This window comes from Rhodoblastus sp. (assembly GCF_019449565.1).
In the GTDB taxonomy this organism is placed as follows: domain Bacteria; phylum Pseudomonadota; class Alphaproteobacteria; order Rhizobiales; family Beijerinckiaceae; genus Rhodoblastus.
Map to the genome: position 1 here is coordinate 177537 of NZ_JAGRPM010000038.1, position 25879 is coordinate 203415.

The 25879-nt window shown below is 62.2% G+C and carries 27 protein-coding genes; 7 read left to right on the forward strand and 20 right to left on the reverse strand.

The window, feature by feature from the left end; genetic code table 11:
* Positions 1-68: 68 nt before the first annotated feature.
* Positions 69-1127, forward strand: a complete 1059-nt coding sequence (gene hisC, locus QZ409_RS09420; RefSeq protein WP_296709840.1) for a histidinol-phosphate transaminase — start codon at positions 69-71, stop codon at positions 1125-1127.
* Between the two features lie 60 nt (positions 1128-1187).
* On the opposite strand, the gene QZ409_RS09425 is transcribed toward hisC, so the two are convergent.
* The 14 genes from QZ409_RS09425 to QZ409_RS09490 all read right to left on the reverse strand — a co-directional run bounded on the left by QZ409_RS09425 (position 1188) and on the right by QZ409_RS09490 (position 11527).
* Positions 1188-1412: a hypothetical protein gene (locus QZ409_RS09425; RefSeq protein WP_296709844.1), complete on the reverse strand. Its 225-nt coding sequence runs from the start codon at positions 1410-1412 to the stop codon at positions 1188-1190.
* A gap of 127 nt (positions 1413-1539) precedes the next feature.
* Positions 1540-1833 carry a hypothetical protein gene (locus QZ409_RS09430; RefSeq protein ID WP_296709847.1) on the reverse strand — a complete coding sequence of 98 codons (294 nt, stop codon included), beginning with the start codon at positions 1831-1833 and terminating at the stop codon, positions 1540-1542.
* 137 nt (positions 1834-1970) lie between these two features.
* Entirely contained in the window at positions 1971-2459 is a 489-nt protein-coding gene (locus tag QZ409_RS09435) for a hypothetical protein (protein WP_296709850.1), read from the reverse strand.
* Positions 2460-2475: 16 nt separating this feature from the next.
* A complete protein-coding gene (locus QZ409_RS09440; RefSeq protein WP_296709854.1) occupies positions 2476-4197 on the reverse strand; it encodes a phage portal protein in 1722 nt (573 codons plus the stop codon).
* A gap of 96 nt (positions 4198-4293) precedes the next feature.
* Positions 4294-4680 (reverse strand): hypothetical protein, encoded by a 387-nt coding sequence (locus QZ409_RS09445; RefSeq protein ID WP_296709856.1) that lies wholly within the window; start codon positions 4678-4680, stop codon positions 4294-4296.
* A gap of 336 nt (positions 4681-5016) precedes the next feature.
* Entirely contained in the window at positions 5017-5373 is a 357-nt protein-coding gene (locus QZ409_RS09450; protein WP_296709858.1) for a hypothetical protein, read from the reverse strand.
* A gap of 70 nt (positions 5374-5443) precedes the next feature.
* On the reverse strand, positions 5444-5824 hold the full coding sequence (locus QZ409_RS09455) for a hypothetical protein (RefSeq protein WP_296709860.1): 381 nt from the start codon (positions 5822-5824) through the stop codon (positions 5444-5446).
* 89 nt (positions 5825-5913) lie between these two features.
* Positions 5914-6300 carry a hypothetical protein gene (locus QZ409_RS09460; RefSeq protein WP_296709862.1) on the reverse strand — a complete coding sequence of 129 codons (387 nt, stop codon included), beginning with the start codon at positions 6298-6300 and terminating at the stop codon, positions 5914-5916.
* Positions 6297-6947: a hypothetical protein gene (locus QZ409_RS09465; protein WP_296709865.1), complete on the reverse strand. Its 651-nt coding sequence runs from the start codon at positions 6945-6947 to the stop codon at positions 6297-6299. Before QZ409_RS09465 ends, QZ409_RS09460 begins: the two co-directional genes overlap by 4 nt.
* 96 nt (positions 6948-7043) lie before the next feature.
* Positions 7044-7430 (reverse strand): hypothetical protein, encoded by a 387-nt coding sequence (locus QZ409_RS09470; RefSeq protein ID WP_296709868.1) that lies wholly within the window; start codon positions 7428-7430, stop codon positions 7044-7046.
* Positions 7427-8566, reverse strand: a complete 1140-nt coding sequence (locus QZ409_RS09475; RefSeq protein ID WP_296709872.1) for a hypothetical protein — start codon at positions 8564-8566, stop codon at positions 7427-7429. The genes QZ409_RS09470 and QZ409_RS09475 overlap by 4 nt, the downstream gene beginning before the upstream one ends.
* A gap of 77 nt (positions 8567-8643) precedes the next feature.
* Positions 8644-9993: a terminase family protein gene (locus QZ409_RS09480; RefSeq protein ID WP_296709874.1), complete on the reverse strand. Its 1350-nt coding sequence runs from the start codon at positions 9991-9993 to the stop codon at positions 8644-8646.
* 8 nt (positions 9994-10001) lie between these two features.
* A complete protein-coding gene (locus QZ409_RS09485) occupies positions 10002-10562 on the reverse strand; it encodes a hypothetical protein (protein WP_296709876.1) in 561 nt (186 codons plus the stop codon).
* Between the two features lie 215 nt (positions 10563-10777).
* Positions 10778-11527, reverse strand: a complete 750-nt coding sequence (locus tag QZ409_RS09490) for a LexA family transcriptional regulator (protein WP_296709879.1) — start codon at positions 11525-11527, stop codon at positions 10778-10780.
* Between the two features lie 133 nt (positions 11528-11660).
* Between QZ409_RS09490 and QZ409_RS09495 the strand changes: the two genes are divergently transcribed.
* Positions 11661-12173, forward strand: coding sequence for a hypothetical protein (locus QZ409_RS09495; RefSeq protein ID WP_296709884.1), 513 nt, complete (start codon positions 11661-11663; stop codon positions 12171-12173).
* Between the two features lie 32 nt (positions 12174-12205).
* Positions 12206-12892, forward strand: a complete 687-nt coding sequence (locus QZ409_RS09500; RefSeq protein WP_296709887.1) for a DUF6456 domain-containing protein — start codon at positions 12206-12208, stop codon at positions 12890-12892.
* Between the two features lie 10 nt (positions 12893-12902).
* On the opposite strand, the gene meaB is transcribed toward QZ409_RS09500, so the two are convergent.
* From meaB to QZ409_RS09520, 4 genes are all read right to left on the reverse strand, one after another.
* Complete coding sequence (gene meaB, locus QZ409_RS09505) at positions 12903-13841, reverse strand: methylmalonyl Co-A mutase-associated GTPase MeaB (RefSeq protein ID WP_296709891.1); 939 nt, start codon at positions 13839-13841, stop codon at positions 12903-12905.
* A gap of 61 nt (positions 13842-13902) precedes the next feature.
* Positions 13903-14322 carry a secondary thiamine-phosphate synthase enzyme YjbQ gene (locus QZ409_RS09510; protein ID WP_296709895.1) on the reverse strand — a complete coding sequence of 140 codons (420 nt, stop codon included), beginning with the start codon at positions 14320-14322 and terminating at the stop codon, positions 13903-13905.
* Between the two features lie 79 nt (positions 14323-14401).
* Positions 14402-17080 carry a pyruvate, phosphate dikinase gene (gene ppdK, locus QZ409_RS09515; protein ID WP_296709898.1) on the reverse strand — a complete coding sequence of 893 codons (2679 nt, stop codon included), beginning with the start codon at positions 17078-17080 and terminating at the stop codon, positions 14402-14404.
* A gap of 132 nt (positions 17081-17212) precedes the next feature.
* Complete coding sequence (locus QZ409_RS09520) at positions 17213-17782, reverse strand: HdeD family acid-resistance protein (protein WP_296709901.1); 570 nt, start codon at positions 17780-17782, stop codon at positions 17213-17215.
* 237 nt (positions 17783-18019) lie between these two features.
* Between QZ409_RS09520 and dxs the strand changes: the two genes are divergently transcribed.
* Entirely contained in the window at positions 18020-19939 is a 1920-nt protein-coding gene (dxs, locus tag QZ409_RS09525; RefSeq protein ID WP_296709903.1) for a 1-deoxy-D-xylulose-5-phosphate synthase, read from the forward strand.
* Between the two features lie 57 nt (positions 19940-19996).
* Here dxs and QZ409_RS09530 read toward each other — a convergent pair whose 3' ends face one another.
* A complete protein-coding gene (locus QZ409_RS09530; RefSeq protein WP_296709907.1) occupies positions 19997-21625 on the reverse strand; it encodes a hypothetical protein in 1629 nt (542 codons plus the stop codon).
* Between the two features lie 136 nt (positions 21626-21761).
* On the opposite strand from QZ409_RS09530, the gene QZ409_RS09535 reads away from it, so the two are divergent.
* The 3 genes from QZ409_RS09535 (at position 21762) to QZ409_RS09545 (ending at position 25244) form a co-directional block, all read left to right on the forward strand.
* Positions 21762-22487: a TlyA family RNA methyltransferase gene (locus tag QZ409_RS09535; RefSeq protein WP_296709910.1), complete on the forward strand. Its 726-nt coding sequence runs from the start codon at positions 21762-21764 to the stop codon at positions 22485-22487.
* Positions 22484-23761: an RNA methyltransferase gene (locus tag QZ409_RS09540; protein WP_296709913.1), complete on the forward strand. Its 1278-nt coding sequence runs from the start codon at positions 22484-22486 to the stop codon at positions 23759-23761. Before QZ409_RS09535 ends, QZ409_RS09540 begins: the two co-directional genes overlap by 4 nt.
* 64 nt (positions 23762-23825) lie before the next feature.
* Positions 23826-25244, forward strand: coding sequence for an FAD-binding oxidoreductase (locus QZ409_RS09545; RefSeq protein ID WP_296709916.1), 1419 nt, complete (start codon positions 23826-23828; stop codon positions 25242-25244).
* On the opposite strand, the gene QZ409_RS09550 is transcribed toward QZ409_RS09545, so the two are convergent.
* Complete coding sequence (locus QZ409_RS09550) at positions 25245-25877, reverse strand: TetR/AcrR family transcriptional regulator (RefSeq protein ID WP_296709919.1); 633 nt, start codon at positions 25875-25877, stop codon at positions 25245-25247. It lies immediately after the preceding gene.
* Positions 25878-25879: the final 2 nt, after the last annotated feature.

The following is a 25879-nucleotide window of genomic DNA, read 5'->3' on the forward strand; positions in this document are numbered from 1 at the left end:
CCATGGGGTCGAAAATTTTGCTAAAGGGATGCGCGCCATCGAATGGCGCGGAGAAAAGGCGCGAAACCATGGAATTCTGGAGCGCAAAGGCGCAGAGCCTGAGCCCCTACACGCCCGGCGAGCAGCCGCGTATCGAGGGCCTGGTCAAGCTCAACACCAATGAATGTCCGCTGCCGCCATCGCAGCACGCCATCCAGGCCATGCGCGACGCTGCGACCGACGCCCTGCGCCTTTATCCCGATCCGGAATCGCTCGCTTTACGCGAAACCCTCGCGCGCTATCACGGTCTTCACGCTGAAAATATTTTCGTCGGCAATGGTTCCGACGAAGTGCTGGCCCATGTTTTCGTCGCGTTGCTCAAGCACGAGAAGCCGCTGCTTTTTCCAGACGTGACCTATAGTTTCTATCCCGTCTGGGCCCAGCTCAACGACATCGCCTTCCAAACCGTCGCGCTGGACGACTCCATGCGCCTGCGCGTGGATGACTACCGCCGCAACGCCGCCGGCGCGATCGTCTTCGCCAATCCCAACGCGCCGACGGGCGTCGCTCTGTCGCTCGACGAGGTCACGCGAATGCTGGATCAGCACGCCGACATACCAGTCGTCGTGGACGAGGCCTATGTCGATTTCGGCGGCGAGAGCGCGATCCCGCTGATTGCGGCGCATCCCAATCTTCTGGTGGTGCGCACCTTCTCGAAATCGCGCGCGCTCGCCGGTCTGCGCGTCGGCTATGCGCTCGGCCAGCCTTCGCTGATCGACGCGCTGACGCGGGTGAAGAACTGCTTCAATTCCTACCCGCTCGGCCAGATCGCGCAGGCCGGCGCCATCGCCTCGGTGGAGGACGATTCCTATTTCCGTTCAAGTGTCAAAACCATCGTCGCCGAGCGCGAAAACATGACCGCGCAGCTGCGCGAACTCGGCTTCGACATTCTGCCATCGAGCGCAAATTTCATCTTCGCCCGACACAAAACCGCGAAGGGCGCCGACCTCGCCCGCGCCCTACGCGACCGCGCCGTGCTGGTGCGTCATTTCAACGCGCCGCGCATCGAGGATTATCTGCGCATCACGATCGGAACAGCGGAGCAGACGGACAAACTCGTTTCTGCCTTACACGATATTCTCGTGTGACGCACTTCGCTCCCGTTGACGGGTTGAACTTCAAGGCCACAGGCGATTCGTCGGGGCGGCTTATCCGCGTGTTTTCAAATCATCTGGCGCAGTATCTGGATAGAGTTGATAGACTGGGCGCAGGATATTGAAATATATTTCACTCAAAATCGAGCCGATTATTTGTTTATATCTGGCAGTCTCTTCGGAGTCGGCGCCCTTGAGCAATTCAATGAGAACCAAATTCAGATCGCCAGATGCCCGGAGCGCAAGCTGCGATATCACTTTGGCATGTTCGAATTCCATTCTGATCTCCGTCTGATGCCGAATGCCATGACGTCGCCCCAACTTTATCCAGTTCTGAGTTCGCGCTTTTAATTGGATGACCTGCGGAGCGGATCGGGCGGCAATGGAACGCAAAATTTCATTACCCTTACGGCAACTTTGCGCCGACAAGCGATTTCAAATCGGTGACCGCCTTGGCAACGATTTGCTCCCGAACTTCGTCGAGCGATTTCCAACCCCGATTCAACGCAAGGGCGTAACTGATTTCCAGATCGCCCCACGCATCCCAGAAGTCTTCTCGCCAATCCTGGTCGTCAAGATCGACAGCATTGAACAATCCTTCAAGCTCTTGAATCAAAGAATCAAGAGCCAACTGGCCGTTTTCGAATGCGCCGAGCTTCAACAACATCATCCGAAATTTATGGTCTTGATCGCTCGTCATATCGATCCTAACGATTGTCGCCCTGAATGACTGTGATGAAAAAATCGGAAGGTCATATTGGCCCCGGCGAAGCGATCTACTAACGACAAAATCGAAAGCGCGAGGCTTTGAAGCGGCATTGTTTCCGGTGGCGAAATCTAGCGATGCTTGGCAAGTTCGATCAGCCGTTCTTTGGAAACGCGTTCGCCCATTGGCATGAGAGAAATATAGTCATCGGGAATCTCCGCCAATTGACCCGTTGAAATTGGCAGGCCCGCCTCCGCCATGAGGTAAAGCCGGAAAAATTTGGCATCCACGACAAGCGGCCAATGGTCTTCGATTTCCGCGTCCAACGGCGCCTTTTCCATTTCCGCCAGCGCAGCGGTGTCTTTTCCCATTTTTTTTAAAAGCTCTGCACGTTTATGGAAGACTCCGCTTTTGCATTCAAAACGATGCAAATTAGCAGCCAGAAATTGGAAAGCTTCTTCATAGCGGCCTTCGTCGCGCAAGACCACCGAGCGCCAATGAGCCACCGTCTGCTCGCCGGGATCAGCGAATTCTTCCTCGTCCAACAACGCGTGGGCCGTTGTCCAATCTTTGCGACGGATGAGATCGATCAATTTATTGATTTTTGCCATATCGATCATCGCAACACCTTCCCTGCTAACTTCCGGAGATCTGGTTTCCGCCGCATCTTTCGCTGACAAACCCTTTAGCGCAGCCTTCCTTGTTCGTGTATCCGCCCAGAAGAACTCGATCTGGATGGAATTTTGGAAGGCGCAGCAGACCTTCGCATCTATCGTATGCCCGTTGCCATTCTGCTGCGCAATTTTCAACGGTCCTTTGGGGCGTGGACATCCTGGAAGCGACCGGCGGCTCCAGTTTTTCTTGTTGGTAGCTCACCTGTTCGGCTGTGACAGAGCCTGTGGCCGTCCATCGCCCCTGATCATCGCGCGGCTGGTCAGGTTCAAATTTTCCTAACGACAGGTTGTCGAAACGGCGCAGTGAAAAATCTCCGTCCCTTTTCATCACGCCATTCTGATCCGCATTGCCGCCCAGCCTGACAACCCCCTGCCCCGTCGAAACCGTCAACACATCGACCATCGGATCGGCGGGCAGCCTCTCGCCCATGATCTCCGCCGCGCGGCGCCGGGTCATCATGCCGGCGCTGACGTAAGCAACGAGATTCTCCCGCTGCACGGTCGGATCGATCGCCGTCTCGTGGCGCCAGACGAATTCCAGACTGTCCACGCCCAGCATGTTCTGGATGACATGATCGCACAGCCGCTTGATCCAGGCGAGGATGGGGAACAGCCCCTCCTCCTCGGCCGTCTCCTTCTGCGTCTCGCTGGTGGCGCGATTCATCTGGCTGACGAAGGGCTGCGGCGAGATCGAAAAGGCGAAGCACACCACCCGCGCGATCCATTCGTCGAAAGCGTTTTTGAGCTCCGGCTCCTTGGTCTGGATGAAGGTTTTCGCTACCCCGCCGGGCACGAATTTCGCTCTTCTGCGCCGCGCCAGATCGCCGGTGAAATAGAGGTCCCAATAGTCCTGGAAATTCTTGATCTGGTCCGGCGTCCAGGCGTCCGGCACGCCGATCAGGCTCTCGGGCACATTGCCCTCGCTGTAATAGCTCAGCTGGTGCAATTGCCGCTTCAGGCCGATATTGACCGTCGCCATCACCTGCTCGACAGGCGAGAAACCATAGGCCCGATGCGCGCGCACATTGCGCGGCCGGTAGACAATGTCGCGCTCGCTGTAATTGACGGCGGGCACGCCTTTCAGAACCTGCTGGAACGCGACCGGATAGACCAGCTTGCCGTTCTGGACGAAAGCCCGCGGGGTCCGGCCCCAGGCGTCGAGCACGGGCTTGATGGTGGCGCCGTCGAGCGGATGCAAGGCCAAAAGCCCGCCCGCGCGGTCGCGCTCGCACCACAGCGCCGGCGCGTCGATGACGAACAGATCTTCCAGAATCATCCGCATCCAGGCGCACCAGTCATGGACGCCATCCGGACTCTGGAAAAACTTCTCAACGCGCGCGATCTGCCCCGGTTCGGCGCTTGCGCCCGCCCTGGCGCGAATGCCCCAGTTCATCCGTTCGATCTGATCCTTGCGCGTTTCGATCACCAGTCGCAATAGATCATAGGCGTCGGCGAGCATGCGCAGATCGGAGAAGGAAAAGGCCTCGTAATTGCGCGCTTGGACATTGAGATTATAGCCCGAGGGAAAATCCCATTGCCGCCCCGCGACCTCCGCCGGCGCGCCCGGCGCCAGCGGATCCGACGGCCCGAACCAATCGGCCGCGCGCTCGAAGCCGCCGAAGCTGGCGGTCACCTCGACAGGCGAAAGGGTCCAGCGTGGCAGACCCGCGCCGCGTTCGGTCATGTCAGACTCCTGAGAATTAGAATTTACGCGGTGAATATTTTCGCCGGATTGCGAAACAAAAGCCGCTGCTCACGAGGGCTTTTTCGGATCCGGTCGCTATTCCCTGCTGCCGACATAGGGTGAGGGCAAAGCAAACCATAGTCCGCCCGGATCACAGTCCGGCGATCCGGCAGCCAGCCATTCTTTCATGACTGCATCAAGGATTTCCGTATTCGTCTCGCCATAGTGCGGCTGATAGATCCAATCGAATTCCGTACCGCCGCCGCCGACGACAGGCTTGGCGCCATGCGCCAGCAGTTCAGCCACGCATCTGCGAACGAACTCAGTGAGGTCATCGCCCTCCAGCTCAAATTCGTATTGGCCGGCAGGAACAATCTGCCACATACCAACGGCGTCAACAGGCAATTCACGAGGAACCGACTCGATCCATTCCAAGACTGTCAGATCGTAGTGACGACCTCTTGCTTGCAGGTTTAGGCTCATCGCTGATGTTTTTTCATTCGAATGCCAACTGTACTGTCAATTCTTTGACGCCAGAAGCCGCTCCCGACCCTTCACGACTGGAGCGGGGACATGATAGCGTTTATGGCTCGGCTTTCCGCGGGCGGAATTTTTGTCCTAATTCTTTAAATCTTTCCCTTGCCTGGATCAGGCTTATCTTATTCGCCCCGCCCACATAATGTTCATTTGCTGATTGAACCGGGTCGTCCTCCCATCCGCAATTTGCGCATATTTCCCAATTTCCGCACTCTTTGATGGTGAGTTCACCGCAGCAAGGACAGGAACAACAATGACCATTCATTTTTATTTCTCCTGCGCTCACTCCCTCGCATCTCCGGACCTATCAATTTTAGCGAGGACATACTCGAAGACGAGATGCTTTTCGGTGGCCAATTGCAGGAATTGGCGAGCGCATTTGATCGATTCGAATGCGAAAGCGTGGCTCGATAAGAGTTTGGAAAAATCTGCAATATAGTCCATTTCTGGACGTCTTCCTCCACCAACGAGAGTAAAATTTTCTATACCGAGAATACCGACACCGATACGCTCGCAAAGTTTCAACAATATCTCGCTCGACGTGATGTCAAACAATGGGACCCCGACGGATCTCGCAATGGGGCGCAAACCTTCGGAGGCTAGCAGATCGTCGACCGCAATGTATGCTATTCTTCCCATGGCTTCTTCCAGTCTGGATCCTTCCAGTCCGATAACTGCACCACGTGGGAGCTATTTCCCGGACCGGTCGCTATTCCCTGTTGCCAACATAGGGCGAGGACAAAGCAAACCATAGCCCGCCTGGATAGCAGTCCGGCGATCCAGCAGCCAACCATTCTTTGGCGACGGCATCCGCAATTTCCTCGTTCGTCTCGCCATACTGCGGTTGATATATCCAGGCGTATTTTGTTCCGCCGCCGCCCAAGACAGGCTTGGCGCCATGCGCCAAGAGAGCAAGAACGCAAAGACGTATGAAATCGGAAAGTTCCGCTCCTTCCAGCCCGAACCCATATCTTCCTGCCGGGACTATTTGCCAAAGCCCGACCGCGTCAACCGGTAACTCATCAGAAATGGTTTGAATATGCTCGGCTAGTGTGTGGCCATATAGTTTGTGACGAGCATAAATATTCATTTTTGATGAACCTTAAATCCCGGGGGGCAGTGCAGAGTCGCCTCCCCGCCCGTCTCAATGAAACGGCCCGTCGCCGGATAGTGCGGATGCTATTCCCTGTTGCCGACGTAGGGCGACGGCAAAGCAAACCATAGCCCGCCCGGATCACAGTCCGGCGATCCGGCAGCCAGCCATTCTTTCACGACAGCATCGAGAATTTCCGAATTCGTCTCGCCATAGTGCGGCTGATAGATCCAATCGAATTCCGTGCCGCCGCCACCGACGACTGGCTTGGCGCCATGCGTCAGCAACTCAGACACGCATCGCCGAACGAACTCGGTGAGGTCATCCCCGCTCAACCCAAACTCACATCGACCATCCGGAACGATTTGCCACATGCCTACCGCGTCAACAGGCAATTCGCGAGGAACCGCCTCAATCCATTCCAAGACTGTCAGATCGTACCGACGACCTTTTGCATGGAGATTTAAACTCATCGCTGATGCACCTTGAATCCGGGTTCCAAATCTGGATCATTACTCTTGATAACATCAATCGTCGGCCCAAAGCTTTTACTCATTCGAACTCCAAACACGGAGCCGTCAGCTCGTTGATACCAAACGCCGCCATATCCCGATTGCTCGATAGCCGGAACAGCGCCCTCCATCAATTCGGACCTCAATTGTTCAAATTGTTCAGGAGTCACTGTTCTGGTTGGAGGCCTGGCGCGAGAGTACACGTACCCAACAGGCTCACCATTCGGCATCAGAATGTCGCTCATGCTTCGGCCATAAGAAGCCTGCGTGCTATCTCCGGTCTGCCCTGCCGAACCATCTCCGGACGAACCGGACGAACTCAGCGGCGCGAGTACAGGTAGCTCCGGCTTCTGATCCGGATCGCGCTCGTTCGGGTCTCGCGGCTGTTGGTCGCCAGCCTGCTCCAACCCCGGCCCGCCATTATGGCCAATGCCTGGCGTCTCGCCCTTGCTCTCGTCAGACGCATTGTCCGACGCAACGCCCGGCAACCAATAGCCTGGGCCATCTTGAATCTCGCCCTTGGGCCCGTGGGAGAGCACCCAGCCAGCGGCGGTCAGCGAAAGCAACGCGCCGCCAGCCACGGCATAGACGCCAGCAGCGACCTGCATGGCGCCGCCCGCGATCAAATGTTCCGCAACGCTGGCCGGGACCACCGCCGCCCCGCCCGTCTCTATGAAGCGGCCCGTCGCCGGGTCGCGCGCATGCTAATCCCTGTTGCCAACATAGGGCGAGGGCAAAGCAAACCATAGCCCGCCCGGATCGCAGTCCGGCGATCCAGCAGCCAGCCATTCTTTCATGACCGCATCAAGGATTGCGGAATTCGTCTCGCCATATTGCGGCTGATAGATCCAATCGAAATCCGTACCGCCGCCGCCGACGACAGGCTTGGCGCCATGCGCCAGCAGTTCAGCCACGCATCGACGAACAAATTCCGCGAGGTCATCGCCCGTCAGTTCGAAATCATTTCGACCAACAGGCGCAATCTGCCACAATCCGACTGCGTCGAACGGCAATTCGGCAGGAATGGCATGGATATATTCAAGAACCGTCCCGCCCCAAATACGATCTCTCGCATAAAGATTCAAACTCATTTCTTGTGCACCTTGAAACCAAATCTCAATCTGGAATTATCGCTCTTTATGACGTCTACAGTCGGTCCATGCTTTTTGCTCATTCGAACACCAAACATGGCGCCGTCAGCCCTTTGATACCAAACGCCATCATAGCCCGTTGGCGTCGCAACCGGAACGGCTCCATCCATCAACTGGGATTGCAATTGGTCGAATTGCTCGGATGATACTGTCCTCGTGCGGGAATCTGCACGAGAGTACACGTACCCAACAGGCTCACCATTCGGCATCAAGATGTCGCTCATGCTTCGGCCATACGAAGCCTGCGTGCTATCTCCGGTCTGCCCTGCCGAACCATCTCCGGACGAACCGGACGAACTCAGCGGCGCGAGTACAGGCGGCTCCGGCTTCTGATTCGGATCGCGCTGATTCGGGTCTCGCGGCCTTTGGTCGCCAGCCTCCTCCAACCCCGGCCCGCCATTATGGCCAATGCCTGGCGTCTCGCCCTTGCCGTCCTCGTCAGACGCATTGTCCGACGCGACGCCCGGCAGCCAATAGCCTGGGCCATCTTGAATATCGCCCTTGGGTCCGTGGGAGAGCACCCAGCCAGCGGCGGTCAGCGAAAGCAACGCGCCGCCAGCCGCGGCATAGACGCCAGCAGCGACCTGCATGGCGCCGCCCGCGATCAAATGTTCCGCAACGCTGGCCGGGACCACCGCCGCCCCGCCCGTCTCGATGAAGCGGCCCGTCGCCGGATCGCGCGGATGCTGGGTTTCATCCCACTCGGCCTTGCACAGCCGGACATTCGCGCCCTCGATTTCCGCCGCTTTCAGAATCGTCCAGGGCGAAAAGCCCTTGTCGAGAAATGTCGCCCCCGCCTTGAGCATTTCCGCGTCGCGCGGACCGCGCAGCGGCGGCAGGCCAATTTGCGCCAGCCGGATTGCCGCGCCGACAAATTCGCCTCGCGCGACACTCTTTGCGACGCCGTGCACGCCATGCAGGACATTGGGATGAACAGCGCCGCCCTGAGCCAGCGAGAGCAAAGCGAAAATTTCCGCTTCCCTTCCCTCGACAGTGAGGGCGGCGGTCCCGTCCCCGCGCCTCGTCATCGGAGCGACGACAACGCCCTCGCCCAGCACGACGCCGCGATCGGTCAATCGCGCCCCGCCGCAAAATGCCGGCGCGGGCGGCAAATCACGTTGCGCCGCCGGGCGCTCATCTCCTCGCGGCGCGATCATTCCTTGCCCTGCTCCTTCGCAGCCATCGTCCGGTAAAAATCAAACACGCCGCCGCCCTCGCCTTGATCGAAAACCAGCGAGGAAACCGCCCAGACCAGAGCGTCCACGCGATCCGGCGAATAGCCTGCCCGGCCACGGTCGAAATCCGGCGTCATCAGGCACATCTGGTCTTCGAGCCGCGCGAAAAGCCCGCAATGGCGCACCCTGCCCTGCTCATAGAGCGCGGCAACCGGCTCGGCCCGCGTGAACTTCCCGCGCGAGGCGCGCACCGCGCGAAAGGCGACATTGGCGTCTACCTGGCGGATCATCGTCTCGATCATCTCGCCACCATTATTGACCTCTGCGACGAGGCAATCCGCGCCAAATTCCTTCAAGGCGGTCACGGCGCGCAAAACCCAGCCGAGCGGCGTCTCGCCCTGCCGCGACAGATCGGCGAGGATGAAAACCCGACGGTCCGGTGCAAGGCCGGCGACGATCATGCCGCATTCGTCGGCGCTCTCCCCGGAGGTGACCGGCGGATCGAGCGCGACGACGATGCGCCCGAGCTTCGGAATCTCTTCCTTGCCGACATGGGCGGCCTCGATTGTCTCGCGCGTCCACAAGGCGCCGGGAACGTCGAGCAGCAGATGGGCGTGCAATTCCTGCCGCCCGAGCCGCGTGCCCTCATATTTACGCACCACGCGTTCCAGAAAATTTTCGGCGAGATTCCCGATATTTTCATAGGTCGAATGCTGCGTCGAAAAGGTCAGCGGATCCGCCAGCAGATCGCGCATCAGTCTGGTCGGACGCGGCGTGGTGGTGATGATCGCCTGCGGCCTCTCGCCCAGACGCAGACCGAACACGGCCTGATCCCAGGCCTCGGGATAGCGCCAGGCGGCGAGTTCGTCGGCCCAGAGCTTCATATGCTGCTTGCCGCGCAACCGCTCCGGCTCCTCGGCTGAGAACAGCAGGCTTTTCGCCCCGTTCGGCCATTCCAGGCGCCGTTTGTGCGCGACGTAGCGAGGGCGTTCGTCGCGCGGGCACACCGCCAGCACGCCGGATTCGCCTTCAACCATTACGTCGCGCACATCATCGGCGGTCGCGCCGATCAAATTGACCAGGGGAAAATCATGCGCCCAATGGCGAATGGTTTCGGCCCCGGTCCGTGTCTTGCCCCAGCCGCGCCCGGCCAGAGGCAGCCAATAAACCCAATCGCCGGGCGGTATCAGTTGCTCGGCCCGCGCCCAGAACGGCCACAGGGTTTTCAGCGATTCCAGTTCATCCGCGTCGAGCTTGGCGAAAAAGCCGGCGCGCTCGCGCGGGCTCATCCGCGCCAGCGCGCTCGCATCGGTCGGGGGCTTGCGCATGGCGGCGCTTATTTCTTCGCAACCGCTTTACCGCCTTCTGCGGCCAGCGCCGTCTCAATACAAGAGGCGGCTGGCGCCGCTTGGCCGCGCGCCAAGGCGTCGAGCTTCTTCAGCAGCGTCTGGCGCGACTCGTCGAGCGAAATCACCGCCTCCGGGCCGGCGTCGAGGCCAAGCAATTTTGCGCGGCGGTCCATGATGGACAGCACACGCGAAATCGCCGTGGCGTCGCCGCCCATCGCGGCCTTGTAATGAGCCGCCTGCAATTGATCGAGCCGCATCAATTCGAGCTGGCGCAATTCGCGCGCCGGCTGGTCACGACAAGAGCGCAGGTTCTTGGCGACAATCGCATAGATACGGCTGACGCTGACGCGCCGAAATCCGGCTTCCGGCAATTTGCGGGCGATCTCGTGAAAGGTCAGGCCATGCAGGCGCATGTTGAGAATCGCGAGGTCGCGATTGACGCGCTCCAGCGGCGTTTCGGCCCTGTGCGATCCCGCGTCCTTCGTCTCCTCCAGCCCTCTCCGGCCTCTATTTTTCTGTTGCAGCTTTTCGCGCGGGTCGGACGCCATCGCTCTTCCAATTCATCGGCCCGGCCGGCGTGAGGCCGACCGAAAGCAAAACCCGGCGCCCCCTCTCGGGAGCGCCGGGCGCACATCTTCAACATGGATATTTCTAGCAAAAGTCAGTCGACCCGTCAATGGGCTTTAATGGGCTTTTTTGCAATATTTTGGGATTTTTCCCATTTTGTCTGCCGCAACACGCAATGGGCAAATGCTGGGCAGGCTCAGTTTATCGTGAAGCGTCCGGCGAAACGGCCGATGATACGGACGTCATCCAAGGCCGCCTCGTAAGGAGCATAGGACGTATTGGCCGAGATCACCCGCACCTTCGTCGGCTCTGAACCCATGACGATCTGCAATCTCTTGATGACCAGGCCAAAACCGTCCCAGAGCGCGAAAATGCCCTCGGGGCTCGGAATGGTGTAGCGCAGATCGATGAAGACGCGATCGCCTTCGTACAAGCGAGGCTCCATCGAATCGCCGATCACTTCGAAGACGCGGACATGCCTCGCCGAGGCATGCAACACGCCCTGCATGATCGCGGCGGGCAGGCTCCATTCGGCGGCGATCGCCTCGGCCGAATAGACATTGCCCTGCTCGTCATGAACGAAAGCCTCGATCGGCACGCCGCCGCCGCCGGCGCCCGCGCGCACATCGACCTCCAGAATGGTTGATCCCGCCTCAGTCGCGCCATCGACGATCCTGCTGTCGACGCTGGTGTCGAACCGGCGTCGCGGCGGCTTGTCCGGCGCGAATTCTCCGCCCGCCACTTCCGCCCCGGTGAGCAGCCAGTCGAGCGAACGCCCCAGCGCCGCCGCCAGCTTGTTGAGCGCAGGCAGCGAACCTCCGCGTCCGCGCTTGAGCGCGTCGCGCACATAGGTTTCGCCCAGACCGGCAAGCTTCGACAGGCCTTTCATGTCGAGGCCCTGCCGCTCCATCTCGGCCTTCACGCGGTTTCGGATTGACTCATCCATGATGGGCTTTTTCCCATATATTCACCCCCTCGTCCAGAGGGATTTTTCCCATTGACACGATGGGATCGTTCACTTTATGTTCCATTAGCTTCGCTGCGAAGCCCATTTCCTCAGGCACTTTTGCAAGGCGGCCATGACTCTCCCTGCACCTTTTCGCGTCTTCTCACCCTTCTCCTCCACCTCCATCATCGTGCCGCGCGCTGGCGCGCGCCCGCTACGTGTGGAAACCGTTAAGCCGCGCGCGGCCTTGCCGAAAACCGGCCAATTCGGCCTGAGCGCCGAGCCGCGCCCCGCCGCCCAGGCCATCACTCTGACCGTCCCGACGCCGCCGCCTGCTTCCGTCCTTTATGTCCCGACCCCGCAGGGCCTCGTGCGCTCCGAGGCCTATGAAGACTGGCTCGATCAGGCGGCGCGCCGCCTCAACGCGCAGAAGCCCGGACGCATCGGCGCGACGTTCGCGCTGGAGATCGCGGCGCCCCGCAATTCGCGCACCCGGCAATTCGGCGCGCTGGAGCGCCCTCTGGTCGAACTTCTCGCGCGCTGCAGGATCATCCGGCGCGGCCTGTCGCCGGAAAAGTTCAGCGCGACTTATGGCGGCGCGGGGTCCGAACTCACCTTGACCGTGCGCGACCATTCCGCCGCCTGACCCAGCCCGCAACGCCAGAATTCGAGCGCAAGATGAACAAGACGCGGAAGTCCAAAATCTCCCTGCCCAAACTCGCCTGCCTCGACACGCCCCCACGGGCGGCGGCGCGCAAGACGCTGGAAAAATTCGCCCGTTCCGGCTACCGCGCGCCGGAAGGCCCCAGCGTAGAGCGCCTGCTGAAAGCGGGCGACTCTGCGCGCATCGAGACCTTTTCCGAAGTCGTGGAGGTCGCGCGCGGCGACAAATTCGAGGCGGCGACAGTGGACCTCGTCCGCATGCGTCTCGATGACGGACCGCTGGCGCGGCTGCGCGACCGCAACCAGCTCGACCGCGGCGACAAGGCGCGCAATTTCGCCCTCGCCCAGGCTGGCGAAAAATATCGCGAAACCTTTACGCGCGCCGGACTTGATCCTTTGCGCTCGCTGGATCCGTCGCAGGAAGTCTCAGCGGCCTATTCCCCCACCGGACTCTGGCGCTGCGAGAGCCAGATCGAGGCGCTTCAGCAATATCGCGCCGCGCGCGAGGCGATCCCGGATGATTTCCGCGATCCTCTCGCCGCAATCGTGCTCAATGACCGCGAGATTGTCGATGTCGGCCGCGAAATCGGCGCCTATCGCGACGCCAAAATGGCCGGCGCCGTGGCTCTGTTCATCCTGCGCCGCGGCCTGACAGCGCTAGCCCGCCACTACCGGATGATTTCGGCGGCTGGAACGGTCTGAACGCCGCGCCTCACTGGCCCCCAAGCCGACGCATCAATTCGCACGCGATCTCCAGTTCGCGCGTGAATGGCCCTGCCGCCATAGCCCGGATCGCATTTGCCTGCGCAAGCCCCTCGCTGCCAAAACGCGCGCGGATCGATTCCTCTACCCAGGCCTTTTCCTGCGCGTCGCGGCGGGCTTTCAGAGCGCCGCTCTGCTCGGCCCAAGCACGATGCCCGGCCAAAGCCTGATGCAATTCCGCGAGTCCCGCGCCGCTCGCCGCCGACGCCAGAATGACCGGCACACGCCAGTCGTCGTCGCGCTCGAACAAAGTGAGCGCGCCTTCGACTTCGCTTTTCGCGCGTTTCGCGGCGTCGCCCATATCGGCCTTGGTCACGACGACAATGTCGGGCAATTCCATCACGCCGGCCTTCATGAATTGCAGGCTGTCGCCCGAACCCGGCTGGACGCAGAGAATGACGCTGTCGACAGCGAAAGAGATATCCGCTTCGGATTGCCCAATGCCGACGCTTTCGATCAGCACGCGGTCGAATAGAGCGCGCATCAGCGCCGCCGCCGCGATGGTCTGGTCGGACAGCCCGCCGAGCCTGTCGCGCGCCGCCATGGAGCGCACGAAAACGCCCTGATCGTCCGGGTCCGTCGCCATGCGCGCACGGTCGCCGAGCAACGCGCCGCCAGTACGCCGCGACGACGGATCGACAGCGATGACGCCGACAGTCTCGCTCCGCGCGCGCCAGTCGCGCAACAGGGCGTTGGTGAGAGTCGATTTGCCGACGCCGGGCGGTCCGGTCAGTCCGGCGGCATGGGCGCGGGTCCGGGCCAGAGCCGCGTCGAGCAGTTCCGCCAGCTCCGCCGTGCCCTGCCGCGTCTCGATCAGCGCCAGAGCGCGCGAAAGGCCGCGCTTGCCGCCGGCGGCGATGGAAGCCAGATCAGGAACAGGCGCGCGCATGAAGCCTCCGCAAATGCAGCGCGGGTCTAGCGGGCGCCGCGCGGTCTGGCAAGACTCTGCGTTAATCTCCCACCGCGTGCAAAATGACCTCACGGCGATGCGGCGCATGGCGATGCTCGAACAGATAAATCCCCTGCCAGGTCCCCAGCAGCAGATCGCCCTCGGCGAAGGGAATGGTGAGGCTCACCTGCGTCAAGGCCGTGCGCACATGCGCCGGCATATCGTCCGGGCCTTCGTTCTCATGGCTGTAGAGCCCCCGCCCTTCCGGCGCCACGCGGTCGAAAAAGGCGAGCAGATCGTCGAGGACGGAAGGATCGGCGTTTTCCTGGATCAGCAACGATGCCGAGGTGTGGCGGCAGAAAACCGTCAGCTGCCCGAGCGCCAGGCCGCTGGCGCGCAAAAAGGCGCGCGCCTCGCGGGTGAACTCGAACAGCCCACGCCCGCGCGTAGCAATCGTCAAGCGATGTTGAGCCTGCTGCAAAATGCGCCTCCCTCGCCAACGCAGTCCCTTCTTCCCTCGCGAGAGAAGGTGGCGCGCAGCGACGGATGAGGGGAAAAACTCAGGCCGTCGAGCGCGCCGCCGCGCCCAGCGCCGCCTGTGCCGCCGCAAGGCGCGCGATCGGCACGCGATAGGGCGAGCAGGAGACGTAATCGAGCCCCGTCTTTTCACAAAAAGCAATGGAGGACGGGTCGCCGCCATGCTCGCCGCAAATGCCGAGCTTGATTTTTTCGCGCGTCTTCTTGCCGCGCTCGGCGGCCAGCGCGACCAGTTCGCCAACGCCCTCCTGGTCGAGCGAGATGAAGGGATCATGCGCCAGAATGCCCTTCTGGACATAAGTTCCGAGGAAGGAGCCGGCGTCGTCGCGCGAAATGCCGAGCGTGGTCTGGGTCAGGTCATTGGTGCCGAAGGAGAAAAACTCCGCCGTCTCGGCGATTTCGCCGGCGCGCAAGGCGGCGCGCGGCAATTCGATCATCGTGCCGACCTGATAGGGAAGGGTCACGCCCGTTTCCTTGAAGACCGCCTCGGCCATGGCGTCTATGCGCGCCTTGACGAGATCGAGTTCTCGCTTGGAGAACACCAGCGGCACCATGATTTCCGGCGTGACGTTTTCGCCGGTCTTCTTCTGCGCCTCGACCGCGCCTTCAAAAATGGCGCGGGCCTGCATTTCCGCGATTTCGGGGAAGGCGACAGCCAGACGCACGCCGCGGAAGCCAAGCATGGGGTTGAATTCATGCAATTCGTCAGCGCGGCGTTTGAGTTTCTCCGGGCTCGTCCCGGTCGCGGCCGCGACTTCCGCGATTTCCTCGGCAGTATGCGGCAGGAACTCATGCAGCGGCGGATCGAGCAGGCGGATCGTCACGGGAAGGCCGTGCATGATCTCGAACAAAGCCGCGAAATCCGAACGCTGCATCGGCAGGATCTTGGCGAGCGCGGCGCGGCGTTCTGCTTCCGTGTCGGCCAGGATCATCTCGCGTACGGCGACGATGCGATCATTATCGAAGAACATGTGTTCGGTGCGGCACAAGCCGATGCCCTCTGCGCCATATTTGCGCGCGATGCGGGCGTCGGCCGGCGTATCGGCGTTGGTGCGCACTTTCAAGCGGCGCTCGGCGTCAGCCCACCCCATCAACACCGCGAAATCGCCCGAAAGCTCGGGCTGCAACGTCGGGACCGCGCCTTCCATCACCTGACCGGCGGCGCCGTCGATGGTGATGATGTCTCCCTTGGCGAAAGTGCGGCCCATGGCGGTCAGGGTCTGCGCCGCATAATCGACGCGCACCGTACCCGCGCCGGAAACGCAGGGCTTGCCCATGCCGCGCGCCACCACCGCCGCATGGGAGGTCATGCCGCCGCGTGTGGTCAGGATGCCTTCCGCCGCGTGCATGCCGTGGATGTCTTCCGGCGAGGTCTCGACCCGCACCAGAATGACCTTGTGGCCGGCCGCCTTCAGCGCCTCGGCTTCGTCGGACGTGAACACGATTTCGCCGCTCGCGGCGCCGGGCGAGGCCGGCAGTCCGGTGGCGATGATCTTGCGCTCCGCCTTGGGATCGAGCGTCGGATGCAGCAATTGATCGAGCGAGCCCGGCTCGATGCGGTTGATCGCTTCCCGCTTGTCGATCACGCCCTCATTGGCCATTTCCACCGCGACGCGGAGGGCGGCGCGGGCCGTGCGCTTGCCGTTGCGGGTTTGCAGCATCCAGAACTTGCCGCGCTCGACGGTGAATTCCATGTCCTGCATGTCGCGATAATGCGATTCGAGCAGCTTGGTGGCGCGGACGAACTCGGCGTAAACCTCCGGCATCGCCCGCTCCATGGAGAGCTTGTCGGATTTGGCCGCGATGCGCGCGGCTTCGGTGATGTTCTGCGGCGTCCTGATGCCGGCCACCACGTCCTCGCCCTGGGCGTTGATCAGGAACTCGCCGTAAAGCGCGTTCTCGCCGGTCGAGGGATTGCGGGTGAAGGCGACGCCCGTCGCGGAGGTCTCGCCCATATTGCCGAAGACCATGGCCTGGACGTTGACCGCCGTGCCCCAGGCTTCCGGAATGTCGTGCAGGCGGCGATAGGTGATGGCGCGCTGGTTCATCCAGGACGAGAACACCGCGCCGATCGCGCCCCATAATTGCTCTTTCGGATCCTGCGGGAACGGCTTTTCGATCTCGCGCTGGACGGCTTCCTTGTAGCTGGCGACGATTTTGCGCCAGTCGTCGGCCTTCAGGTCGGTGTCCTGGTGATAGCCCTTCTGGTCCTTGTAGACCTCCAGGATCTCCTCGAAATTATGGTGCTCCACTTCGAGCACGACATTGGAATACATCTGGATGAAGCGGCGGTAGGAATCCCACGCGAAGCGCTCGTCGCCGGAGGATTTGGCGATGGCTTCTACGGTCACGTCGTTGAGGCCGAGATTGAGCACGGTGTCCATCATGCCCGGCATCGAAGCGCGGGCGCCGGAGCGCACTGAAACGAGCAGCGGATTGGCCGGATCGCCAAACACATGGCTCGCAAGCTTGCCGACATGCGCCAGAGCCGCCTCGACCTGATCGACGAGATCGGCCGGATAGGTCTGGCCGTTGGCGTAATAATAGGTGCAGACCTCGGTCGAAATGGTGAAACCGGGGGGGACGGGCAGGCCGAGATTGGCCATTTCGGCCAGATTGGCTCCCTTGCCGCCCAGCAAGTTCTTCATCGCGCTGGCGCCTTCAGCCTTGCCATCGCCGAACGAATAAACCCATTTCGCCATGATCGAATCCTTAGACCGTCAGAGAAGAGCTGACTTCACATGTCAGAAAGCGCAGGAGATGAGCTTTGCCCGTCGCCCGCGTTTATCATCCCGACGCGGCAAAAGCCAAGCGTCAGCCGAATATTTGAAGCTTCAATGGCGCAATTTCAGCCCCAGGCCTATCCAGCTCGCGCCATGAAAAACCATGTCGACCCCGAAGAGAGTCCCCAGAATCACCATGGTATTGCCCGGCCAGCCTGCGAGAATCATGCCGCCGAGCAGCGTGGTAACCACGCCGGCAAGAACTATGAAAGCCTTGGGTCCAGCAGGCAGCCGCGCGCCGAGCCAGATGCGGACGAGGCCGGCGAAGAGGAAGCCGAATCCGACGACCGCCGTCAACACCGCCGCCGCAACTTCCGGGCGAGCGAGCGCGAAAGCGCCGAAGACGAGGTAGAACAGGCCGCTGATCAGCCACAGAAAGCGAGAAGGCCAATCGCGGGAATTGACGCCAATCATGATTTCGACGCCGCCGGCCAGGATCAACATGAGCGCGACGAAAAAAACGACCGCGAGCGTCGAAACCGCCGCCAGAATCAAGGCGGCCACGCCGAAAATCAGGCAAAGCGCGCCATAGGCGACAAACCAGCCCCAGCGCGAGCGCAGGCGCTCGATCGCGCCGCCAAGACTGTGAAGCGTATTGGGGTTTTGCGGGCTCATGCTCATGGTCGTCTCCTGCCGGCAAACCCGGTCCTGGCGCCGCGCCTCAGCGTCCGGGAACGATCAAAGCGGTCCGAAACAAAGCCGTCAAGAGATGGGTGGAGACCAAACAGCCAAGCTTTGCTGCAAATTAACGCCGCAGCGACAAAATACGATCGCGCAATTGCCCCTTCGACGTTCAACGTGTAAAGCACCTTTTCGCGCTTCTTGTCAGAGGGGGAGCGAATATTGATCGAGTGTGCCGTGAACAATAATTCGACGACCCCTGTTCTCGACCGTGTCAAGCTCCCCGCCGACCTGCGCCAACTCCCCGAGAGCGAGTTGCGTGCGTTGGCCGAGGACCTGCGCCGCGCGACCATTGACGCCGTCTCCGTCACGGGCGGACATCTCGGATCGAGCCTTGGCGTGGTCGAGCTGACTGTCGCCTTGCATTATGTCTTTAATACGCCAAAAGACCGGGTCATCTGGGACGTTGGCCACCAGGCCTATCCTCACAAGATCCTGACCGGACGGCGCGAGCGCATCAAGACGTTGCGCCAGGCCGGGGGCCTCTCGGGCTTCACCAAGCGCTCGGAAAGCGAATACGACCCCTTCGGCGCGGCTCATTCCTCGACTTCGATTTCGGCCGGGCTCGGCATGGCGGTGGCCCGCACGCTTTCGGGCGGCGACAATAATGTCATCGCGGTGATCGGCGACGGCTCGATGTCGGCGGGCATGGCCTATGAGGCCATGAACAACGCCGGCGCCTCCCATTCGCGCCTCATCGTCATCCTGAACGACAACGACATGTCGATCGCGCCGCCCGTCGGCGCCATGTCGGCCTATCTCGCCCGCCTCTCCTCGGGACGCACCTATCTCAAGCTGCGCGACGCGGGCAAGAACATCGCCCGCCATCTGCCCAAGCCCGTGGAAAGCGCGATCACTCGCGCGGTCGAACACGCCCGGACCTATGTCACCGGCGGCACCCTGTTCGAGGAGCTGGGCTTCTTCTACGTCGGCCCGATCGACGGCCATAATCTCGACCATCTGCTGCCGGTGCTGAAAAACGTCCGCGACGCCGACGTCGGCGGCCCGGTCCTGATCCATGTCGTCACGCAGAAGGGCAAGGGCTATGCGCCCGCCGAAGCCGCCGAGGACAAATATCACGGCGTCAACAAGTTCGACGTGGTGACCGGAACCCAGGTCAAGCCCAAGGCCAACGCGCCTTCCTACACCAAGGTGTTCGGACAATCGCTGGTCAAGGAAGCCGAAAAGGACGACAAGATCGTCGCCATCACCGCCGCCATGCCCACGGGCACCGGAGTCGATTTCTTCCAGCAGGCCTTCCCCAAGCGCACCTTCGACGTCGGCATCGCCGAGCAACACGCCGTGACCTTCGCCGCCGGCCTGGCGACCGAGGGCTACAAGCCGTTCTGCGCGATCTATTCGACCTTTTTGCAGCGCGGCTACGATCAGGTCGTGCATGACGTCGCGATCCAGAACCTGCCGGTGCGCTTCGCGCTGGACCGCGCCGGATTGGTGGGCGCGGACGGCGCGACCCATGCGGGCGCCTTCGACGTTGCTTTCCTCGGCATCCTGCCGAACATGGTGGTGATGGCCGCCGCCGACGAAGCGGAACTGGTCCATATGGTCGCCACCGCCGCGGCCTATGACAAGGGGCCGATCGCCTTCCGCTACCCGCGTGGCGATGGCGTCGGCGTCGAACTGCCGCAGGACGGCGTTCCGCTGGAGATCGGCAAGGGCCGTATCGTCCGCCAGGGCGACAAGGTCGCCATCCTGTCGCTCGGCACGCGACTCGCCGAGGCGCTTGCGGCGGCGGAATTGCTGGCGGCGCAGGGAATTTCCGCCACCGTTGCCGACGCGCGCTTCGCCAAGCCGCTCGACGTCGCGTTGATCCGCAAGCTCGCGGCGGAACATGAGGCGCTCATCACAATCGAAGAAGGTTCGGTTGGCGGCTTCGGCTCCTTCGTCGCCCAGCAACTGGCCGAGGACGGCCTGCTCGACGGCGGCCTGCGCTTCCGCGCCATGGTCCTGCCCGACGTTTTCCTCGATCAGGACAAGCCGGAACTCCTCTACGCCAAGGCGGGCCTCGACGCCAAGGGCATCGTCGCCAAGGTTTTCCAGGCGCTCGGCCATCCAGCCGCCGCGGCCAAAACGGCCTGACGCCACACCGGACAGCGCCGGGGGCCGAACATCCCCCGGATCGCGGCGGCAAAACTTTCAATCGACCGAAACGTCCCGCCGGCTGTCCCACACGGCCAGGAACGCGTTCCATTTTGTCCGCAAGCTCGCCTTGTCGCTCGCCAGCGTGTCGAGGAAATGCGCGAGGCGGCGGGACTTCTTTACCGTGTAGAGCGTCAGCAGCGTCGTGGGGATGAACACGAGGAAGAAAATCGCCAGCCGGTCGGTCGTCGGCAGATCGGAGTGACTGAACAGATTCATACCGAGGAAGCCGGTGGTGATCGTCCCGACCAGGCTGAACAAGGTCACCACGGTCAGTTGCAAGATGGTCACGGCCTGCCGACGCAGCAGATCGGTCTCCATGAAGGCCTCCATGTCGTTGACCTCCTCGCGCAATTCCTTGAACAAAGCGTCAGTGCGCAATTGTCCGGTCCAGATGCGGAAGACGTCGCGCAAGATTGCCTGATCCGACACTTCGCAGAAATAATAGCGGTGGGTGAAGCGCAGGAATGTCGCGGAAATGTCGCGAATGTCATGACGGAAGCGCGATACCGAGCGGTTGTCACGACTATCCAGCCGGCTGATGACCTCGACCAGCCGGTTCGACATCATCAGGATCGCGGCGCGGTGGAAATGTGCGATCATCCCGAGCATGAAGAACTGGTGGCGGAACTGGCCAAGAAAGCCGCGCTCGCCGTCGATGAAGCCGGGGTCGCCCGACCGGCCGATCATCACGAAAGCCTGCGGCGTGCACATGATCCGCATGTTGGGCCATTCCGGATCGTCAGTGCGGCGGGGATCGAAAAATCGGTCATAACAATGGGCGCGCTCGAAATCGGCGAGATAGATCGATGATAGCGGCAGCCGGTCGCGCGCGGCGGCGGGGACCGCCGCAAGCGCGAGACGGGTGAATTCGGCGCGGGTCAGGCTGGCGGGATCCTCCACCGCAAGATAGGTCATCATCGGCATGCGATGATATTCCAGCGGCCGGTAGCGCACCGCGCAGGTGGCGCCGATGCGATTGAGCATCATGGGGCGCAACATAAAGTCCCAATGAGCGGCGATGTCGGTGGTCTGGGACCGAGTCACCGACGCGTAAAATTTCAACCGGTCGGTGTAATCGGCGGCGGCGAGGGGAGCCTCCGCGGCGTCGAGCCATTCGACTGTCTCGAAACAATTGGCCGGCTCGCCGCTCTCGCTCCAGGCGGCGGGATAGGCGCGGCCGAAACGGTTGATCGTGTCCATCGCCACGTCGAGCGCGATGTTTTCGGCCGATATCTCGATCACCGGAATCATGACATCGGCGTCGTAGAAGAAAAAGACGTCGGCGTGCTCGACCTTGAAGCAACGGAATTCCGCCTCTCCCGGCGCCCGCATCCGCACCGCCTTGATATCGGTGCGGCGATAGACCAGCAGCGGAGATTCCCCATAGCTGCGCACGGATTTCGAGCGCTCGCCATAGAGGAAGCGCTGGACATGAGGCAGGAAGGAAACAAATTCCCGATAATGCCGCTCCTGGTATTGCTCGGGATCGGACGGAAAATCGTCATCCAGCAAAATCCAGTTCGGATCTCCGTCGAGCTGGCGCCAATGCACGTCGCCGCGATCCGGCAAGGGCATCAATTGCAAGGGCCAGAACAGGATCTGACGAAATTTCTCGACCAGCATGGCGCCCTCCGGTCTTCGACTCGCTCTTTCGGCGTTTCGACGTCTATGCTACCCGCAACGCGCGCCCAAAGGCCATGCGCGCGACTGTCCGCGCGCCTAGACATTGGCATGAGTTGAATTCCGCAGGACCCGCCGCATGACCCGTCGCGCCGATATAGCCCTGGTTGAACGCGGCTTTTTCGCCAGTCGCGCGAAGGCGCGCGAGGCGATCGAAGCCGGGCTCGTCACGCTGGACGGCCGAATGCTGGCGAAGCCCTCCGAGCCCGTCGCGGAAGACGCCCGCCTGGAGGCTAGCGCACCCTACCCCTGGGTTTCGCGCGGCGGCGTCAAGCTGGCGGCGGCGCTCGACGCCTTCGCCATCGACGCCACGGGCAGGCAAGCCCTCGACATTGGCGCCTCGACCGGCGGCTTTGCCCATGTCCTGCTCGCGCGCGGCGCGGCCCATGTCACTTGCGTCGATGTCGGCCACGGCCAGCTTCACCCCGTCATCGCCAGCGATCCGCGCGTGACTTCGCTGGAAAAGCGCGACGCCCGCGCGCTCGCCTCCGCCGATCTCCGCACGCCGCCGCATATTATCGTCTGCGACGTCAGCTTCATCTCGCTGTCGCTGGTGCTGCCGCCGGTCCTCGCTCTGGCCGCGCCTCAGGCGGAAGCCGCGCTTCTCATCAAGCCGCAATTCGAAGTGGGGCCTGATTTCGTGAAAAAAGGGCTGGTCCGCGACGCCTCGGCGCAACGCCGCGCTTGCGAAAAGATTCAATCTCTGGTCGAAAGCCTTGGCTGGCGCTTGATTGGCCTGATCCCCTCGCCAATCGAAGGCGGCGACGGCAATCGTGAATTCCTGCTAGGAGCGCGCCGGCCGTGATCAATCTGAACGCCCATCTCGACATCGAACGCCTTGGCGCGCGCGGCGAAGGCCTCTGCCGGGGGCCGAGAGGCCTCATCTTCACCCCCTACGCCCTGCCCGGCGAAACCATCCTCGCGGAAGTGGATGGCGAACGCGGCAAACTGGTCGAAGTGCTGAAAGCCTCGCCCGAGCGCATTCCCGCGCCCTGCCCGCATTTCACGAAATGCGGCGGCTGCGCCGTGCAAACGCTGAGCGCCCCCGCCTATGCGGAATGGAAGCGCGGCCTCGTCGCCGATTCGCTGCGCAACGCCGGCGTCACGGTGGACGTCGCGCCGCTCGTCGCGGCCTGGGGCGCCGGGCGCAGGCGCGCCACATTCCACGCCCGCAATGACCAGCGCGGACAGCCTCACGTCGGCTTCATGGAGGCGCGCAGCCACCGCATCTACGAGCTCGACGCCTGTCCGATTCTTGCGCCCGAAATGGCGGGCGCCCTGCACGCGGCGCGCAATGTGGCGGAAATTCTGAAAACCCTGGAAAAGCCGCTCGATATCGTCGTGACGGCCAGCCCGCAGGGCCTCGATCTCGACATTCACGGCTGCGGCAAGCTCGAATTTGAACTGGAGCAGGCGCTGATCAGGGCGGCGGAAAGTCTCGATCTCGCCCGCATCGCCAATCATGGCGCCCCGCTGGTCGAACGCCGCGCGCCCGAAATCCAGATCGGGCGGGTCCGCGTGACCCCGCCGCCCGGCGCTTTCTTGCAGGCGACGGCGGCGGGCGAAGAAATTCTGGCCCAACTGGTTCTCGACGCTATCGGCGAAGCGAAAAAAGCGGCCGACCTCTATTGCGGAATCGGCACATTCGCGCTGCGGCTGGCAGAAAAGGCCGATGTTTTCTGTGTCGAGAGCGAGGCCGCCGCGCTCGCCGCCGGTCTGCGCGCCGGGCGCGCAACGCCCGGCTTGCGCCGGCTGACCGGCGAGGCGCGCGATCTGTTCGCCCGCCCCTTGCTTGCGAGCGAACTAGCCGCTTTCGACGCCGTGGTGTTCGACCCGCCGCGCGCCGGCGCGGAGAAACAGATGCGCGAACTGGCCCAAAGCGCGGTTCCTTGCGTCGTCGGCGTCTCCTGCAACGCCCAGACTTTCGCACGCGACGCCAATATGCTCATCGCGGGCGGCTATGAGCTGACAACCGTCACGCCCGTTGACCAATTCCTCTATTCGCCTCATGTGGAGCTGGTCGGCGTGTTCCGGAAGGCCGCCGTCAAGGCGGGGCGCAAACGCCGCCTGCTTGGCTGAAAAGCTTGCGATGGCGCGCAGTCTGGGGCAAAGCAAAAGCGCGCCACAACAGAGACGGAATGCAATGACCGAGCTATCTCCCGCGGAGACCGCCGCGCAACTCGCCGAGATCGTTGGCGAGAAATATGTGCTGACTGCGCCGCAGGACATGGCCGGCTATCTGAGCGAGCCGCGCGACCTTTGGCATGGCAAGGCCTCCTGCGTCGTGCGTCCCGGCAGCGCGCAGGAAGTCGCAGCGATCTGCGCCTACGCCGACAGGCATGGCCTGAAGATCGTTCCGCAGGGCGGCAATACCGGGCTGGTCGGCGGTCAGATCCCGGACCAGACCGGCCATGAGATTCTGCTGTCGCTCGGACGGCTCGACAAGGTGCGTGAGATCGACCCCGCCTCCAACACCATGATCGTCGAAGCCGGCGTCACCCTGCAGAAAGTGCAGGAGGCCGCCGAAAGCGTCGATCGCCTGTTCCCGCTGTCGCTCGCCTCGGAGGGCTCCTGCACCATCGGCGGCAATCTCGCCTCCAACGCTGGCGGCACCGCCGTGCTGGCCTATGGCAACGCCCGCGATCTCGTCACAGGCCTCGAAGTCGTGCTGGCCGACGGCTCCGTGCTCGGCAATCTGTCCAAGCTGCGCAAGGACAATACGGGCTACGACCTGAAGCATGTCTTCATGGGCTCGGAAGGCACGCTCGGAATCATCACCGCCGCCGTGGTCAAGCTCTATCCGCGCCCCCGCGCCGTCGAGACGGCGCTGATCGGCCTCGCCAGCCCGGAGAAATGCCTCGACCTGCTCGTTTTGGCCCAGACCATGGCCGGGCCGGACCTCAAAACCTTCGAATTCATGTCGCGCTTTGGCGTCGAGATCGTCGTCAAACATTCTGCCGGCGCCCGCGAGCCGCTGGAAAGCCCGCATGAATGGTATGTGCTGCTGGAACTGGCCTCGCAATCCGACTCCGGCCTCAGCGACACCATGATGGCCCTGTTGGAGGTCGCCTTTGAACAGGAGATCGTCGAGGACGCGGCTGTGGCCGCTTCGCTCGACCAGCGCAAGGCCTTTTGGGCTTTGCGCGAAAACCTGTCCGAAATGCAGAAATTCGAGGGCGGCTCGATCAAGCACGACGTCTGCGTGCCCGTCGCGCTGGTCCCAGCCTTCCTGGCCGAGGCCGTTCCGGTGGTCGAGGCGACTATTCCGGGCGCGCGCCCCGTGCCCTTCGGCCATATGGGCGACGGCAATATCCACTTCAACGTGAGCCAGCCGCTGGGCGCCGACAAGGAAGCTTATCTCGCGCGCTGGGAGGAGTTGAACGAGGCCGTCCATGCCGTGGTGAAGCGCATGAACGGCTCGATCTCCGCCGAACATGGCATCGGCGTGCTCAAGCGCGACCTGCTGCCGACCGTGAAGGATTCCGTTGCCATGGACGTCATGCGCCGGTTCAAGACCGCGCTCGACCCGCACAACACGTTAAATCCCGGCAAGGTGCTGTAATCACGCCAGCAGGGCGAAGAAGCCTTCGGCGAAAATCCGCAGCGGTTCGCCGCTGCGGCGCAGCTTGGCGCGCAGCACCGCGCCCTCCCAGCCGATCCAGAAAAAATGCGCCAGTCGCGCGCAATCCCGGCCCGAGCCGATTTCCCCGCGCGCCTGGGCCAGACGCAGACATGCGGCAAGCCGCGCCTCCCAGTCCATGAAGACGGCGTCGAGCTGGGAGCGATACGCCTCCGGCAAGGCCGACATTTCCTGCCCCAGATTGCCGACGAGACAGCCGCGCCGGAACTCATAGCGGCGCATGCCCGCTTCGGCGTTGGCGATAAAGCCGCGCAGGCGGTCGAGCGGCGCGAGCCTCTCGTCAAGCAAATGACGATCGAGCTTTGCGGCGAAATAGGCGCCATAGCGGGCGATGGCCTCGGCGCCGAAGGCCTCTTTCGACGCGAAATAATGATAAAAAGAGCCTTTCGGCACATTCGCCAGCGCCAAGATCTCGTCGAGCCCGGTGGCGACGAAACCTTTTCTCGTCAGCGTCGCGACGCCCGCGCGCAGCAGTGATTCTCTTGTGTCGCCATGATCGGGGGCTTGCTTGGGTGGGCGCCCGCGTTTGCGTGGCTGCGGATTGACCATTTGCATGA